This is a genomic window from Pseudarthrobacter sp. ATCC 49987 (genome assembly GCF_009928425.1).
Classification (GTDB): Bacteria; Actinomycetota; Actinomycetes; order Actinomycetales; family Micrococcaceae; genus Arthrobacter.
In genome coordinates this window covers 3,162,137-3,176,349 of record NZ_JAABNS010000001.1, presented here as the reverse complement: position 1 = coordinate 3,176,349, position 14,213 = coordinate 3,162,137, and the positions used below count along the sequence as shown (strand labels likewise).

At 68.1% G+C, this 14,213-nt stretch carries 7 protein-coding genes and 1 tRNA gene; 1 reads left to right on the top strand and 7 read right to left on the bottom strand.

Going from position 1 to position 14,213, the window contains the following annotated elements; translation table 11 throughout:
* Nucleotides 1–7: 7 nt before the first annotated feature.
* From GXK59_RS14640 to GXK59_RS14630, 3 genes are all read right to left on the bottom strand, one after another.
* The gene (locus tag GXK59_RS14640; protein WP_160667854.1) at nt 8–1,687 is read right to left on the bottom strand and encodes a phytoene desaturase family protein; all 1,680 of its coding nucleotides are present in this window, start codon (nt 1,685–1,687) and stop codon (nt 8–10) included.
* A 102-nt stretch (nt 1,688–1,789) separates the two neighbouring features.
* Nucleotides 1,790–1,877 (bottom strand) — tRNA-Ser (locus GXK59_RS14635).
* Nucleotides 1,878–2,033: 156 nt separating this feature from the next.
* The gene (locus GXK59_RS14630; RefSeq protein ID WP_160667853.1) at nt 2,034–4,337 is read right to left on the bottom strand and encodes a prolyl oligopeptidase family serine peptidase; all 2,304 of its coding nucleotides are present in this window, start codon (nt 4,335–4,337) and stop codon (nt 2,034–2,036) included.
* A gap of 73 nt (nt 4,338–4,410) precedes the next feature.
* On the opposite strand from GXK59_RS14630, the gene GXK59_RS14625 reads away from it, so the two are divergent.
* On the top strand, nt 4,411–6,414 hold the full coding sequence (locus GXK59_RS14625; RefSeq protein WP_160667852.1) for an FAD/NAD(P)-binding protein: 2,004 nt from the start codon (nt 4,411–4,413) through the stop codon (nt 6,412–6,414).
* 110 nt (nt 6,415–6,524) lie between these two features.
* Here GXK59_RS14625 and GXK59_RS14620 read toward each other — a convergent pair whose 3' ends face one another.
* The 4 genes from GXK59_RS14620 to GXK59_RS14605 all read right to left on the bottom strand — a co-directional run bounded on the left by GXK59_RS14620 (nt 6,525) and on the right by GXK59_RS14605 (nt 14,136).
* Entirely contained in the window at nt 6,525–6,746 is a 222-nt protein-coding gene (locus GXK59_RS14620) for a hypothetical protein (protein ID WP_443094290.1), read from the bottom strand.
* The gene (locus GXK59_RS14615; RefSeq protein ID WP_160667851.1) at nt 6,743–8,188 is read right to left on the bottom strand and encodes a glycosyltransferase family 2 protein; all 1,446 of its coding nucleotides are present in this window, start codon (nt 8,186–8,188) and stop codon (nt 6,743–6,745) included. Before GXK59_RS14615 ends, GXK59_RS14620 begins: the two co-directional genes overlap by 4 nt.
* A gap of 190 nt (nt 8,189–8,378) precedes the next feature.
* Nucleotides 8,379–12,947 (bottom strand): ExeM/NucH family extracellular endonuclease, encoded by a 4,569-nt coding sequence (locus GXK59_RS14610; RefSeq protein ID WP_202129135.1) that lies wholly within the window; start codon nt 12,945–12,947, stop codon nt 8,379–8,381.
* A gap of 412 nt (nt 12,948–13,359) precedes the next feature.
* Nucleotides 13,360–14,136 carry a VOC family protein gene (locus GXK59_RS14605; protein WP_160667850.1) on the bottom strand — a complete coding sequence of 259 codons (777 nt, stop codon included), beginning with the start codon at nt 14,134–14,136 and terminating at the stop codon, nt 13,360–13,362.
* Nucleotides 14,137–14,213 lie beyond the last annotated feature (77 nt).

Genomic DNA, 14,213 nt, shown 5'->3' with positions numbered 1-14,213 from the left:
ACCAGGCTCAGTCACGGGAGACACGGCCGGACTCCAACGGAGCGGATTCACGCGGCCCGGACCCGCCTGACCCCGACTCAAGCACTGCCATGGCCGCGTTGTGTCCGCCGATGGCGCTGACGGCACCGCCGCGCCGGGCGCCCGAGCCGCAGAGCAGGATCCGCGGGTCATCCGTCGCGACGCCCCAGCGCCGGGCCGGGGTGTCCAGGGGTGCGTTGTCCTCGACGAACGGCCAGTCGAGACCGCCATGGAAGATGTTCCCCCGCGGCATGCCGACGGCACGTTCAATATCCAGGGTGGTCTTGGTTTCGATGCAGGGCTGCCCGTCCGGCCCGGTTAGCAGCAGGTCCTCCACGGGCTCGGCCAGGACCGAGTTCAGGGACTTCAGAACGGCTGCCTGCAGTTCCGCCCGGCGTCGGTCATTATTGTCCGCCGTGATCAGCCGGTCCGGAACGTGCAGGCCGAACACGGTGAGGGTCTGCGCGCCGGAGGCCTGCAGCTCCGGGGACAGGATGCTGGGGTCCGTGAGCGAATGGCAGTAGATCTCGCACGGCAGCGGGTCCGGGACGGTTCCGGCCGCGGCGGCGAGGTAGGCGGTGTCGAGCTGCGACCAGGTCTCGTTGATGTGGAAGGTCCCGCCGAAGGCCGCTCCCGGGCCGACGGCCGGGTCCAGCAGCCGGGGGAGCCGCTTCAGGAGCAGGTTCACCTTGACCTGCGCGCCCTCCCGGAGGTGGTTCGGGTTCCGGGTGCTGCTCGGGGCAGCCGGGCGGGAGGGGGTCCTGAGCCGGTCCAGCACCACCGGGGCCACGTTGGCGAGGATCCATGACGCGGTGGCCGTGTGCTCCGCCCCGTCGTGTTGGTAGCTGACCAGCCCTCCCGGGCGGACGGCCGTGACATCCGCGGACGTCAGGATTATCGCCCCGGCGTCGCGGGCAGCCCGTTCCAGTTCCCCGGAGACTGCGCCCATCCCGCCGATGGGCACATCCCAGTCACCCGTCCCGCCGCCGACCAGGTGGTACAGGAAGCAGATGTTCTGCTGCAGGTCCTCGTCGTCTGCCCGGGCAAAGGTGCCGATCAGGGCGTCCGTCAGCACCACGCCGCGGACCAGGTCGTGCTGGAGCGAGCGGGCGATGGAGTCGCCGATGGGCCGTTCGATCATGGCCTCCCATGCCTCCTCTGCCCCGGCCCGGGCTGCGAGGGTCCTCGCCTCGGAGCGGGTGGGCAGCGGCGACGTCATGGTCGGCCAGAGGGCCTCGGTGAGCCGGCGGCAGCCGGCGTAGAACTCGGTGAAGGCACGGAATTCGCTCTCCGGAGCCCCGACGGCGGCGAAGGACGCCGCGGTGGCGGCGGCATCCCCGTTGTCGATCAGCAGGGCGTTCCGGCCGTCGTGCGGGTCGGGGGTGTAGGACGAATACCGGCGCCGCGCCAGCCGGATGCGCAGGCCGAGGTCGTCGATGACTTGCTGCGGGAGGAGGCTCACGAGGTACGAGTACCGCGAGAGCCGCGCGTCGACGCCGTCGAACGCCTGGGCGGACACCGCGGCGCCGCCGGGATGCTCAAGCTTCTCCAGCAGCAGGACCGACCGGCCGGCTTTGGACAGGTACGCTGCCGCGGCCAGGCCGTTGTGGCCGCCGCCTACGATGATCGCGTCATACGCGCTGTTGCCCGACCCGGGGTTGCTCGACATGGGCCTATCCTGCCATCCGGGCGGCCGGGACAGCGTCCGGTGTCCGGCACCCGGACGCGCCGGGTACGCAAAAGGCCCCGGTCCAGGGACCGGGGCCAAACGCGGAGACGGGGGGATTTGAACCCCCGGTGGAGTTGTGCCCCACACTTCATTAGCAGTGAAGCCCATTCGGCCGCTCTGGCACGTCTCCATTTGCTATTAACTAGCCAACCAAGAATACGCAGAAGGTGCCATGCAGTGCAAAACGGCCAACGCGGGGTCATTTCGCGCCCAACCCGGCTCACACACCGGCGCGATGTGACCCCTCGTTGCCCCCGCCGGCAGGTGCCGCGATCAGGTGCCGCGATCAGGTGCCGCGGCCCGCCAATGCCCGCCACAGGAAGTGCTGGCTGCGGCTCTGCAGGGCTGCGGCCTGCCGGTTGTCGGAGGCGCCGGCGTGGCCGCCTTCCAGCGACTCGTGGAACCAGACGTTGGGGATGCCCATCGCCTGCATGCGGGCGGCCATCTTGCGTGCCTGGACCGGCCCCACACGGTCATCCGAGGTGGCCGTCCAGATGAACGTCTCCGGATAGTCCACCCCGTCCTTGAGCAGGTGGTACGGCGAGAACGTCTTGATGAACTCCCACTGCCCGGGAACGTCCGGGTCCCCGTATTCGGCAATCCAGGAATAGCCGGCGGACAGCTTGGTGTAGCGCCGCATGTCCAGCAGCGGGACCCCGCAGGAGACGGCCCCGAAGAGTTCCGGATACCGGGTGAGCATGTTCCCCACCAGCAGGCCGCCGTTGGAGCCGCCCACGCAGCCGAGCCGCCCGCGGGAAGTCACACCGCGGGAGATCAGGTCCGCCGCCACAGCGGCGAAGTCCTCGTAGGCCCTGTGCCGCTTCTCCTGCAGGGCCGCGCGGTGCCACGAGGGTCCGTATTCGCCGCCGCCGCGGATGTTGGCCACCACGTAAACGCCGCCGCGGGTGTGCGGGGCGTCGCCCCCTTGCCCGGCGGATTCCTCCGTGCGGCGTTCCAGCCAGGCGCGGCCGACCGCGCCGCTGTAGGCAGGAGTCCGGGAGATTTCGAACCCGCCGTAGCCGGAAAGCTGCGTGGGGTTCTGGCCGTCCAGCACGAGGTCCTTGGACGCCACCTGGAAATACGGCACCCGGGTGCCGTCCTTTGACACCGCAAAGTGCTGCTGGACCTCGTAGGCCGCTTCGTTGAAGAACGACGGCGAGGACCGGATCACTTCGTGGGTGCTGTCCACGCCCGCGCCCTGGGCGGCACGCTTCAGGCTCCCGCGGGTGAGCGTGCTCGGTGTGGTGAAACCGGTGGCCACGAGCCAGAAGTCGTTCCCCGCGCCGGGGCCCTCGCCCTCGGCGACCGGTGCAGCGCCGTCGGTCCCGTCGTCGTCGGAGTCGTCATCCGAGCCGCTGGCGGTGTCTTCATCGTCGACGGCGTAGGCGTTGACGTCGTGCAGCGGCGGGCAGGCGTCCAGCACGGTGGACGCCCAGGCGGTGTCCGTCCCGGGCTGCTGCGGATCGAGGACGCGGATCTCCGAGGATACGTCGCGGAGCAGGTTCAGCAGCAGGAAGTCCCGGGTCCAGCTCCAGGACTGCAGGGAGGTGTGCTCGTCCGGAGTGAACAGCACGGACAGTTCCCGGCTGCCGGCAAGGAAGGCCTCGAACCCGGCCGCGAGCAGGGACCCTGCCGGGTGGGTCGTTGTCCCGAAGGTCCAGTCCCGCTGCGGCCGGAAGAGCAGCCAGTCACGGTGCGCGCTGAGGTTCACATCCACAGGGACATCGATCTGCACCCACTGCCCGTCGCGCAGCACCGAGGTGGTCTTCTCGAAAAAGCTGATCCAGTCCACGGCGAAGGTCCGCTCGAAGCCGGGGGTGGAGTCGTGCGCCACGAGCGCCATCATGTGGTCTTCGGGGATTTCGAACAGCCGCTCAGCCGTGGCCAGGGACCCGCCGCGGCGCAGCGTGACGCCGGTCCGGGCGTAGGAGGACGTGGTGCTCGGCAACCCGTCTGCCGTGCTGGACACCAGCAGGGTGTCCGCGTCCAGCCAGGAGGCGTTGCCCTTGGCTGTCGGCAGGTCAAAGCCGCCGGCCGCCGGGTCCACGAAGCTGCGGGTCTCGACGTCGAACTCGCGGTAGCGGTTCGCGTCGCCGCCGTCGGGGGACAGGGCCAGCAACGCCAAGCGGTGCGGCTCGCCCGCGGCCGGGCGCAGGAAGTTGGCGCCGTGGAACACCCACTCCTCACCTTCCGCCGCGGCCAGGGCGTCCACATCCAGCAGGACGTCCCAGTCCGGTGATCCGCCGCGGTAGCTGTCCCAGCTGGTCCGGCGCCACAGGCCCTTCGGGTTCTCCTGGTCCTTCCAGAAGTTGTAGTACCACTCGCCGTGCTTGCCCACCATGGCGATCCGGTCGGTGGAGTCGAGCACCTCGAGGATGCTGTTTTCCAGGGCGGCGTAGTCCGGGCCCTCCAGGAGCTCCTCGGTGCGGGCGTTCTGTTCCCGGACCCAGGCGAGCTGTTCGTCGCCGTAGATCTCCTCGAGCCAGATGTTCTCGTCGACGGGTTGGGGGGCGGTCCCCTCCGCGGCGGACCCGGTGGACGCGGCGGGTCGGTCGGACTCGGGCGGGGGAGCAGCTTCAGCGGTGGTCATTTTTCCATCCAAGCAACATCGGCGCGCCAGTAGCAAGTCAAGCCGCGGGCCGGTTGCGGATACGCTGGATGCCGTGGGCATATCGCAGAGCATCCGGACGGCAGTGATTGGCGCCGGTCCCCGGGGCACGAGCGTGCTGGAGCGGCTGCTGGCCAACTGGGCGCCCGCCCGACCGGGCGCCACCTTGCACATTGACGTCATTGACCCCTATCCCGCGGGGCCGGGACACGTCTGGCAGCCGGGCCAGTCCCGGCTGTACCTGATGAACACGCAGTCGTTCTACCCCACCGTCATCCCCGAGGACCCGGACCTCGCGCGCCCGCTCGCCGGCCATACCTTCGACCGCTGGCGTGAACTGCAGCGCGGGCAGCGGCACCCTTCGCTCACCGCCGAGGAGCGCGCCGAACTGTCCGGCCTGGGTGCGGCGGACTTCCCCAGCCGGGCCCTGTACGGGCGCTACCTGCGCTCCACCGTGGAAGAGCTGCTGTCCCGCCTCCCAGCCGGCGCCACGGTGGATTTCCACAGCACGACGGCGACCTCCGTCCGCCACGCCGCCGCTCCTGGGGCCGGCGAAGAGGACGACGGCCGTGTGTGGTTCGACGTCGGGCTGGCCGACGGCGCGGCCCTCACCGTTGATTCCGTGGTGCTGGCCCTCGGCCACCTCGACTCGCGGCTCAACCCCGAACAGCGCGAACTCCGGGCGGCAGCCGAGGAATTCGGGCTGCTGTACCTGCCTCCGGCTGCTCCGGCCGACGTCGACTGGTCGCTCGTGCCGGCGGTCAAGCCGGTGCTGGTGCGCGGCATGGGCCTGAACTTCTTTGATGCCATGGGCCAGCTGACCGAAGGCCGCGGCGGGCGGTTCCTGCCGGGCGGGGACGGCGGAATGAGCTACCTCCCCTCCGGCCGCGAACCGCTCATCATCGCCGCCTCCCGGCGCGGCACCCCGTACCGGGCCAAGGCAACGCTCGCCGGGTACTACTCCGATGCCGTGACGCTCAGATACTGCACCGAAAGCGCCCTGGCGAAATTCGCGGAGGCGGGAATCCGGCCCGCCTTCGACCACGACCTCTGGCCCCTCCTGCACCGCGATGCCCTCTGGGCCTACTACTCCACGCTGGCGCGCTCGCAGCCGGGGGCCATCCTCACGGATCCGAAGGAGTTCCTGAAGGAGCTGGAGCAGGCCCTGCACCCGCATGCGCACTCCGCCGCGAAATGGGAAAACCAGATGGACTCCGTCCTCGAAGTCCACCTCCGTCCGGCCCACCGGCTCAACCTCCTGGGACTGGCGGCACCGCTGGCCGGCAGGTCATTCGCCTCCCGCGCGGAACTGGACAACGCCGTCGTCGAGTATCTGCTCGACGACGCCCGGCGATCCGCCCTGGGGGAGGACGACCCGGTGAAGATGGCCATCGGCGCCCTGCACCATGGCAGGGCGGTGCTCAAGACCGCCGTCGCGGACGGCGGCATCACCGATGAATCGTGGGTCGCCGGGCTCCGCGGCTGGTTCGAAGCGTTCGTCGAGGGCCTCGCCAGCGGGCCGCCCGCGCTGCGGGCCCAACAGCTCGCGGCCCTGGTCAGCGCCGGCGTCGTCCGGTTCGTCGGGCCGGACCCGAAGTTCGGAGTGGACCGCAAAACGGGGACCTTCACGGCCGTATCGCCCTGGGTGGGGAACGGCACGGACGACGGCAGCGGGGACGTGGTCACCGCCGGGGCCATGGTCGAGGCGCTGGCGCCGGCCAACCGGGTCGCGGTCAACGACTCACCCCTGCTGGAGCAGCTGCTCGCCGAAGGCCTGGTCCGCCCGAGGCTCATGATGACGGCGGAAGGAACGCCGGTGCCGACGTCCGGGCTGGACGTGGCGCCGCACCCGTACCGGCCGCTGGGCGCCAACGGCTCGGTGACGGACGGACTGTATGTCCTGGGGCTGCAGCTCTCCGCCGTGCAGTGGGGAACCGCCATCGCGGCCGAGGCCCGGCAGAAAAGCGGGCCCGTGTACCGCAGCGGCCAGCGCACCCTGCGGGACGCCGACGAAATCGCCCGGGCCATCCTCGGGTGTTCGGCTCGTGACGGGTCCTGACGGTCCCACCCGCGAATGAGCATGCCCTCCGTTCAGGCTGAGCGCTGGACATATGGGCTATATGTCCAGCGCTGCGGCCCGGGGGAGGGCATGTCCCTGGCGGGAAGCCGTTACTTCGGCGCCTCGGGGTAGATGCTGCGGGTCTCGGAGCGTTCGTGACGGCGGCGAAGCCAGTTGGGGCGGTGCAGCTTGGGCAGGAGCTTCGAAACAGCCAGGGCCGCATACATGACGGTGTTGATCGCCACAAAGGTCGCCATGATGGCGAACCACTGACTGTGCAGGAACGACTCCGGGAGCAGGATGCCGGCGGGAACCACGACGATAGGCATCACGGGCCCACCCTGACCGTGGACCCGGTGCCGGATGCTGCGTGTGGGACGTGTTTCCAGTGGGCGGTCCGGCCCAGGGAGATATCGACGATCCCCTTGACGTAGACGACGTTGAGGAACATATCGAAGAAGAGTTCGGGCAGGAGCAGCAGGGCCAGGAGCCGTGCGCGCCAGCCGCCGTGCCAGACCGTGGCCACGCGCTCGACGACGAAGACGATGCCCATGCCCACCCAGAACGGGAACCAGATCCAGTCATCCAGGGACAGCACCATGAGCAGCAGCAGCGCAAGGTAGCAGCCCAGGGCTATGACGCCGTAGCCGATCCCCAGCTGCTGCGCCCAGTAGCGCAGGGTCTGTGGAGTGATCCCGTACTCGCCGATGTTTTCGAGGGCGCCCCGCTGCCAGCGGAGCCGCTGGGCCCAGAGCATCTGCCAGCTCGGCATCAGTTCGGTGACCACGGTGCATTCCGACGGTGAGATCATCAGCGCTCCGAGGGATTTCAGGGCGATGGTCAGTTCATTGTCCTCCGTCAGGGCCGAGGTGTCGTAGACATCGCCTGGGGTGCCGGGAAGGGAATCGCCGCGTTGCCCGGCGACGGTGCGCAGGGCGCGCGGCCGGAACAGTGAGGCGGTGCCGGTAAGGACAAAGACCCGGCCCCGCCGTCGTCGGATCTGCCGGCCGTACCGGATGTATTCGTTGCGCTGGAACTGTCCCAGCAAGCCGTGCCCTTCCTCGCCGTAGAAGAGCCCCCCGACGGCCATGAGCGCCCGGTCCTCGGTGAAGCGGGTGACGGCGGCGGCGAGGAAGCCGTCGTCGAGCTGGGTATCGGCGTCCATCACCATAACGACGTCATTCTCGCCCTGGCCCGGAAGCAGTCCCGTGAGCGCCTGGTTGAGGGCGCCGGCTTTCTTCTGGGTGTTACCGACGGACTCGATGACCTCGACGCCGGCCCGGCGGGCGGCGTCGGCGGTCGAGTCGGTGCAGTTGTCTGCGACCACAATGATGCGGTCGGGCCGGTGCGACTGGGCCAGCAGGGACGCGAGCGTTGAGGGAAGGGAAGCCTCCTCGTTGTGGGCGGGGATCAGTACAGTCACCGTGACGGGCCCGGCAAAGTCGCCGTGGGTTGCCGCCATCACCACTTTGGGCGCCAGGGGAGTGATGCGCGGGTTCGAGGACCGGCGGCTCCTCGTGGTGATCCTGCGTTCAAGCAGCGCGACGCTGGCGGCCATCGTCAGCGCGAGCGCCATGGCGGCGAGCATCACGCGCGGACCCGGACTGTCGGTGTTGTAGAGCAAACTCCAGACGCCGACGATGACTTCGTGGGTCGGGGCGTCGGTCATGTCCGGGCCGCCGGCAATGACCGCGAACCAGAGCAGCGTGGCCCCGGTGGACGCCAGGACAGCAATGACGAGACCGACCGCCCGGTGGAACTTTCCCCTACCCATGCTCCAGACGCTACCAGCGGGTAATGAATGCGCACACGTCACATTGCTAACACCCGTCACATAGTCCCCATGCGCCTGCGCCCGCAAAAATGAGCATGCCCTCCGTCCGGGCTGAGCAGTGGACATACTGGCTATATGTCCACCGCTGCGGCCCGGGGGAGGGCATGCTCACTGGGTCAGGGCGTGGAAGCTAGCCCCTGAGGCACTTCTGGTACTGGACCCAGGCGATGGAGTACTTGATCCAGCCCTTGAGGTCGTACCACTTCTTCGGCGGAACCGGTGCGGTGCACTTCGGCGGGACCGGAGTGGTGGCAGCGACCTGGACGGCCGCCTTCACCACGGTGCCGGATTCGAGGGCGGTGAGCACCAGGGTGCCCGTGCCCGCTGCGGCGCCGGCGGGAACCAACACGCTCACCGTGGCCGCACCGGCGGAAACCGGAACTGTCCCCAGTGCCGTGACGGTGCCCTGCGAATCCGTGAACTCGGCGCGCAGCGAGGTGTTCACCGGGCTGCCCAGCGAGGTGAGGTCCAGCTTGGAGACGGCCAGGGTGATGGCCTCCCCGCCCTTGACCTCGGCGGCGGTGGTGTTCACCACGGCGACGGAGTGGCGTGCGAAGTCCGGCGAGACCGGGCTGTGCGCTTGCAGGTACTTGATCCACGCGTCGCGGTCCACGAGGCCGGAGTCCTTGGTGTTGGCGCCGGAGGTGAAGATGCGGAAGTTGTCGCCGCCCGTTGCCAGGAAGCTGAACGTTCCGATCCGGTAGGACTTCGCCGGGTCGATCAGCGCGCCGTTGACCCGGATCGAGGTGATCCGGTCACCGGCGGCGCGGGCGGCGTCGTAGGTGTAGTTGACGTTCTTGGACAGGCCGAGCTGCTGGTAGGCGCGGCTGGGAACCGTGCCGTCCGGGTTGGTCTGCCACTGCTGCTCCAGGAGCGTCTTGAACTGCCCGCCCGTCAGCGACGTGGTCCACAGGTTGTTCACGAACGGCAGGACCGCGTTGGCCTCGGCGTAGGTGATGGTGCCGTCCGGCGCGTAGTACAGCTCGTTGCGCAGGCCGCCCGGGTTGACGACGCCGATCTCGGCACCGCCGAGTTCCGTCGCCTTGAGCGAGTCGACCAGGGAATCCGCGACCAGGTTGCCCAGGGTGGACTCGCTGCCGCGGTCATCGCGTGCTGCCGGGGTGGTGGCGGTGGCAGGCGTGAATGCGGTGGTGATATCGGCCTTCACCGCGCCGACCGGCTGGTTGCCGACCACTGCTGCGTCGGCGAGGGCCTTGTCAACGATGGTCTTGACGGCGGCGACCCTGGGGTAGTCGGCGACGAGGGCAGCTGCCGGCTGGTCGGCGGAGGTGGTGCGCTTGACGTTGCCGGCCTTGTAGCTGGTGACCGACATGGTCTCCGTGTCGATGGTCAACTGGATCTGGCCGATGTACTCGCCGTAGTTGCCGGTCTGGACGATCGGGCGGGTCTTGCCCTCAACGCCAGGGACCGGGGCATCCCAGGAGTACTGCTTGTGGGTGTGGCCGTTGAAGATCGCCGCAACATCGGGGGTAACCCCGGTGACCATCTTGGCGAAGGGGCCGCCGGCGGCGACCTCCTGCGCCAGGGTGGAGCCTTCAGGCGCGCCGGAACCGGCGCCGTCGTGGTTTTCCACCACGATCACGTCGGCGAGCTTGTCCGCCTTGATCTTCGCCGCGACGCGGTTGATGGCGTCAACGGCGTCGCCGAACTCAAGATCGGCGATGCCCGCGGGGGTGACCAGTGAGGGCACCTCCTGCGTGACGGTTCCGATCACAGCGACCTTGACGCCGTTCAGGTCGAGCACCGTGTACTCCGGCAGGACCGGCTCGGTGGTGCCCTTCTTGTAGACGTTGGCGCCCAGGTAGGGGAACTTGGCGTTGCTGCCGCCCGCGACGACGCGGTCGCGGAGGTCGGCCCAGCCGCCGTCGAACTCGTGGTTGCCCACGGCCGAGGTCCGCAGCTCAAGGGCGTTCAGCACATCGATGGTCGGCTGGTCCTTGGCAACGGCCGAGGCGAACAGCGAGGCGCCGATGTTATCGCCCGCGGAGAGGAATGCCGTGGCGCCGGGGGCAGCCGCGGCCCGCAGCTTCTCGATGGTTCCCGCGAAGAACACGGTGTTGGAATCGATGCGGCCGTGGAAGTCGTTGATGCCGAGGAGGTTCAGCTCAACGCTGGCCGGGATGGCCGGGGTGACCGGCAGGTTCAGGCCCACCACCACCGGATCGTGGTCGCTCGCCCGGAACTGGTCCGGAGCGTAGTAGTTGGTCACGTTGTTGTTGTACCGGCTGTACTCCAGGGCCACGGACTCCACGGAGTTGATGTTCCAGATATCGGCGCCGGTGGCGATGGCGTTGGCACCCGGTGAGGCGAGGATGTGGTCCAGCGAGCCCACCAGGCCACCGAAGAGGTAGGAGTGCTTGGCGGAACCGTCGGCGTTCTTGGCCTTTTCGTCCTGGTTGACGTAACCCGCGGCCGTGAGGACGTTGATCGGGTCTTCCTTGGCATAGGAGTTGAAGTCGCCGATCAGGAAGACCTTGTCGGTGCCTTTGGACTTCTGCAGTTCGTCAGAGAACGCCAGCAGGGACTGGGCCTGGGCGGTACGGGCGAGGTTTGAGGCGCCCTGGCCCTTGTCAGTGTCGTCGGGAGTGGCGGCTGAACCCTTGGACTTGAAGTGGTTGGCGATCGCGATGAACTTCTTGTCGTCGGTTGCGCCGACCGGCTTGAAGACCTGTGCCAGCGGCTTGCGGGCACTTGCGAAGGCGACGGTGTCGTTGAGGATGATGGATTCGCCCACCGGCTCTGCTGCGGCCTTCTTGAAAATGAAGGCGGTTCGGATCATGTCCTCGTCAGCCAGGGGAGGCGCGTTGGCGGGTGTGCGGACGTAGTCCCAGATCCCCGGTGCGGCGATGTTCAGGGCGTCAACCAGCTTGGCCAGGGCGTCGTCACGGTTCTTGCCGAACTGTGCGGAGTTCTCGACCTCCATGAGGGACACGACGTCGGCGCCGGACTTGCTGATGGCGGCGACGATCTTGTCCTGCTGGCGCTGGAGGTTTTCGGCGTTGGCCGCGCCGCGGGCGTCGCAGCCTCCTCGGACGGTGATCGGGCTGCCGGCCCGGTCCGTGTAATACGTGCACCCGGTGAGCTGATCGCCCGTGGTGGGGAAGTAGTTAAGCACGTTGAATGAGGCGATCTTGAGGTTGCCGCCGACAGCTGCCGGGACGTCCGTGCGGGTGGTGGCGCCGAAGCTTACGGGCTGCACCGTGTCCGCGTTGGCCGGGGTCAGCTGGGTCAGCGGCTGGAACTTCCAGGAATTGTTGGTGTAGCTGAGCACCACGTTGGTCTTGAAGCTCACCGGTGCGCCGACGCGGACGGGTTCCGTCGTGGTCAGGTACGGCAGCTCCAGTGCCTTGGTGGTGGCGTCCTTGAGGAAGTTGGTGGTGGCGCCGTCGTCGAGCTTGATGCCGCGGGCGGCGTTGGCGGCGACGGTGGCGGTGTACTCGGCCGAACCGTAGGGGGCGACGGCGGTGGGCTGTTCCAGCGGGGTGGTGCCGCCGGCCAGGCCGATTTCGCCGTACTGGTTCAGCGAGAAGTTGTCAGCGACCGTGACAGGTCCCTGCGGGGTCAGCAGCATGCCTTCGAGCGATTCACGGAAGGCTTCGTCGGCCGGGAGGGCAAAGCCGGTGGCCTTGACCTCGGGGGCGGCCTCGGTGAGCTTCAAGAGGCCTGCCGCGGCGGCGACGCTCACCTGGGTCATGCCGAAGTATTCGCTGACGGCGCCAGTCACTTCGACGTAATCGCCGATCTGCACGGAACCGGCTGTGGCGGACGAGAAGACGAAGATGGCGTCCGACGCCGGGTGGTTGGCCGGGGTCAGGTCTCCGCCGGTGCCGGGGGTCTGGATGTAGTAGCCCGCGAATCCGCCGGTGGGGAATGCCGCGGTGACCTTGCCCCGGGTGGTGACGGAGGTCCCGACGAGCGGGCTGGCGGTGCCGTTGCCCTGGATCTCGGCAATGGTCTTGACGGCCGGCGGACTGACGGGGCCTGGGTCGACCGGAGGATCGACGGGGGCGGCTTGACCGTTGACCGCTTTGGGGGTGATCGTGGCGTTCAGGGTGAAGTCCGCCGAGTTGTCGTTGCTGTCAACGCCGTTGCTGCGGTTCAGGCTCTTGACGTCGGTGGTGGCAGAGGGGGCCTTGGCTGCCTGGCTTTCGAAGGTCAGTGACGTGCCGTAGCCGAGAAGATCTGCCACCGCCCCCTGCTCGATCACGGAGCCGGTGGCGAGGTCGGTCAGGGCGGTGGCTTGTTTGGCAAGCACGATCGTTCCGCCCGGGTTTCCAATGTTGAACCCGGTGGACGTGGCGTCGGCGGCGGGAAGATCCGCGCCGTTTGCGCCATTGCTGCCGGCCTTGAGCAGGTAGAAGCCCTTCGCCGGAATGGTGCCGGACAGGGGCGCAACATTGCCCGGCGCCCCTGAATTGCCCGGGGCGCGGTACTGGAGTGACCAGCCGTCCAGCGAAACCGGGGCGTCCGAGGTGTTGTACAGCTCAACGAACTTGTTCTTGTAGGCTGCTCCGGCGCTGCCGCCGCTGAGGTACGCCTCGTTGATGATGACCGGCGAAGTGCCAGCCGCTGCCGGGGAGACCTCCACGGCAAACGCCGGCACAGCGGCCAGCGGGGCTGCGATGAGCCCCGCGGACAGCGCTGCGCCGAGCGCGGTTTTCCAAGGTATGTGTTTCATCCGCTCTAACTCTCATTAGGTGCCCGGGTAAGGGCTGGGTGGAGGGTGTCCGGGTGATGCCGCGGACCGGCCGGTCGTTGCTCCTGGTCAAGCAGTTCCCGGCACATCAAAACAGGGGTGCATGAACACGATGTGTCCGGCATGTGCATTCGGCGAGACGTCCCCCAGCGGGACGTGCCACAGCCGCCCTGGAGACCCTGGCTGCGGCCCCAGCGATGGTGTTTGCGGAGCTTTCGAACTGCGTGAATTGGCTATCCGTGGCGGCTCCAGGCGCCGGGCATCCCAAAAGAATACCGGCCAGTTTCCGCGAGGGAAGGGGCTGGCCGGTATTTACTACAGCAGTTTTATTAAAGCTTTTGCTCAGCTTTTCTGAAGTTTTTCGAGGGACGCCCAGATCCGGGGCGGGCGCGTGTCAGCGGTTTCCGGCGACGATCTTGAACATGGCCCCGGTGGGATCAGTAAGGGTGGCGAGGCGTCCGAACGGGCTGTCTTCCGGTGCCTGGATCACTGTTGCGCCCATCGACACGGCCTTCTCGGTGGCGGCGTCCGCGTCCTCAACGGCGAAGTAGACCTGCCAGTTGGACGGGACCCCGGCAGGGAGATAGCCCGAGGCGTCCATGATCCCGGCTTTGGCGGCGTCCCCGGCTCCGAGGGTGGTGTAGCGGAATTCAGGGGTGTCGCTCAAGACGAAGGTGTCCCAGCCGAACACGTCCTGGTAGAACTTGACCGCGGTGGCGTAGTCCTTGGTATGGAGTTCATGCCATGCCGCGGTTCCGGCTTCCGCCGCGAGTTCGTAGCCCTTCATCTCGCCGGGCTGCCAGATGCCGACGGCCGCGCCCGTGGCATCGCCGACCATGGCCATGCTGCCTTGTTCGGGGACGTCCATGGGTTCCATGTAGACCTGTCCGCCATGCTCCGCCGCGCTCTTGACCGTCGCCCTGGCATCGTCCGTGCGCAGGTAGGTGGACCAGACGTCCGGGAAACCGGCCTGCTCCGCCTGCTTCTGCATCATCCCGGCGACGGACTTGCCGTTCTTCCGCGCCGTGATGTAGCCGCCGTATTTCTCCTGGTCGCCGGTCTCGAAGGTCCAGCCAAAAAGCGCGCCGTAGAACGACTTGGCCTTCTCGGTGTCGGAGGTCATGAGGTCGATCCAGCACGGCGCTCCGTTGGAGTGATCGGGTGTTGGCATTGTGGGCTCCTGTTCTCTTCTGCGGGCGTGAAGGGTGCGGCCGGGGCCGCCGGATGTGTGGGGTGGTGGAGAAGACA

Coding starts and splice junctions, on each gene's coding strand:
- GXK59_RS14640 (WP_160667854.1), bottom strand. CDS start 1,687: ATGTCGAGCAACCCCGGGTCGGGCAACAGCGCGTATGACGCGATCATC.
- GXK59_RS14630 (WP_160667853.1), bottom strand. CDS start 4,337: ATGACCACCGCTGAAGCTGCTCCCCCGCCCGAGTCCGACCGACCCGCC.
- GXK59_RS14615 (WP_160667851.1), bottom strand. CDS start 8,188: ATGGGTAGGGGAAAGTTCCACCGGGCGGTCGGTCTCGTCATTGCTGTC.
- GXK59_RS14610 (WP_202129135.1), bottom strand. CDS start 12,947: ATGAAACACATACCTTGGAAAACCGCGCTCGGCGCAGCGCTGTCCGCG.
- GXK59_RS14605 (WP_160667850.1), bottom strand. CDS start 14,136: ATGCCAACACCCGATCACTCCAACGGAGCGCCGTGCTGGATCGACCTC.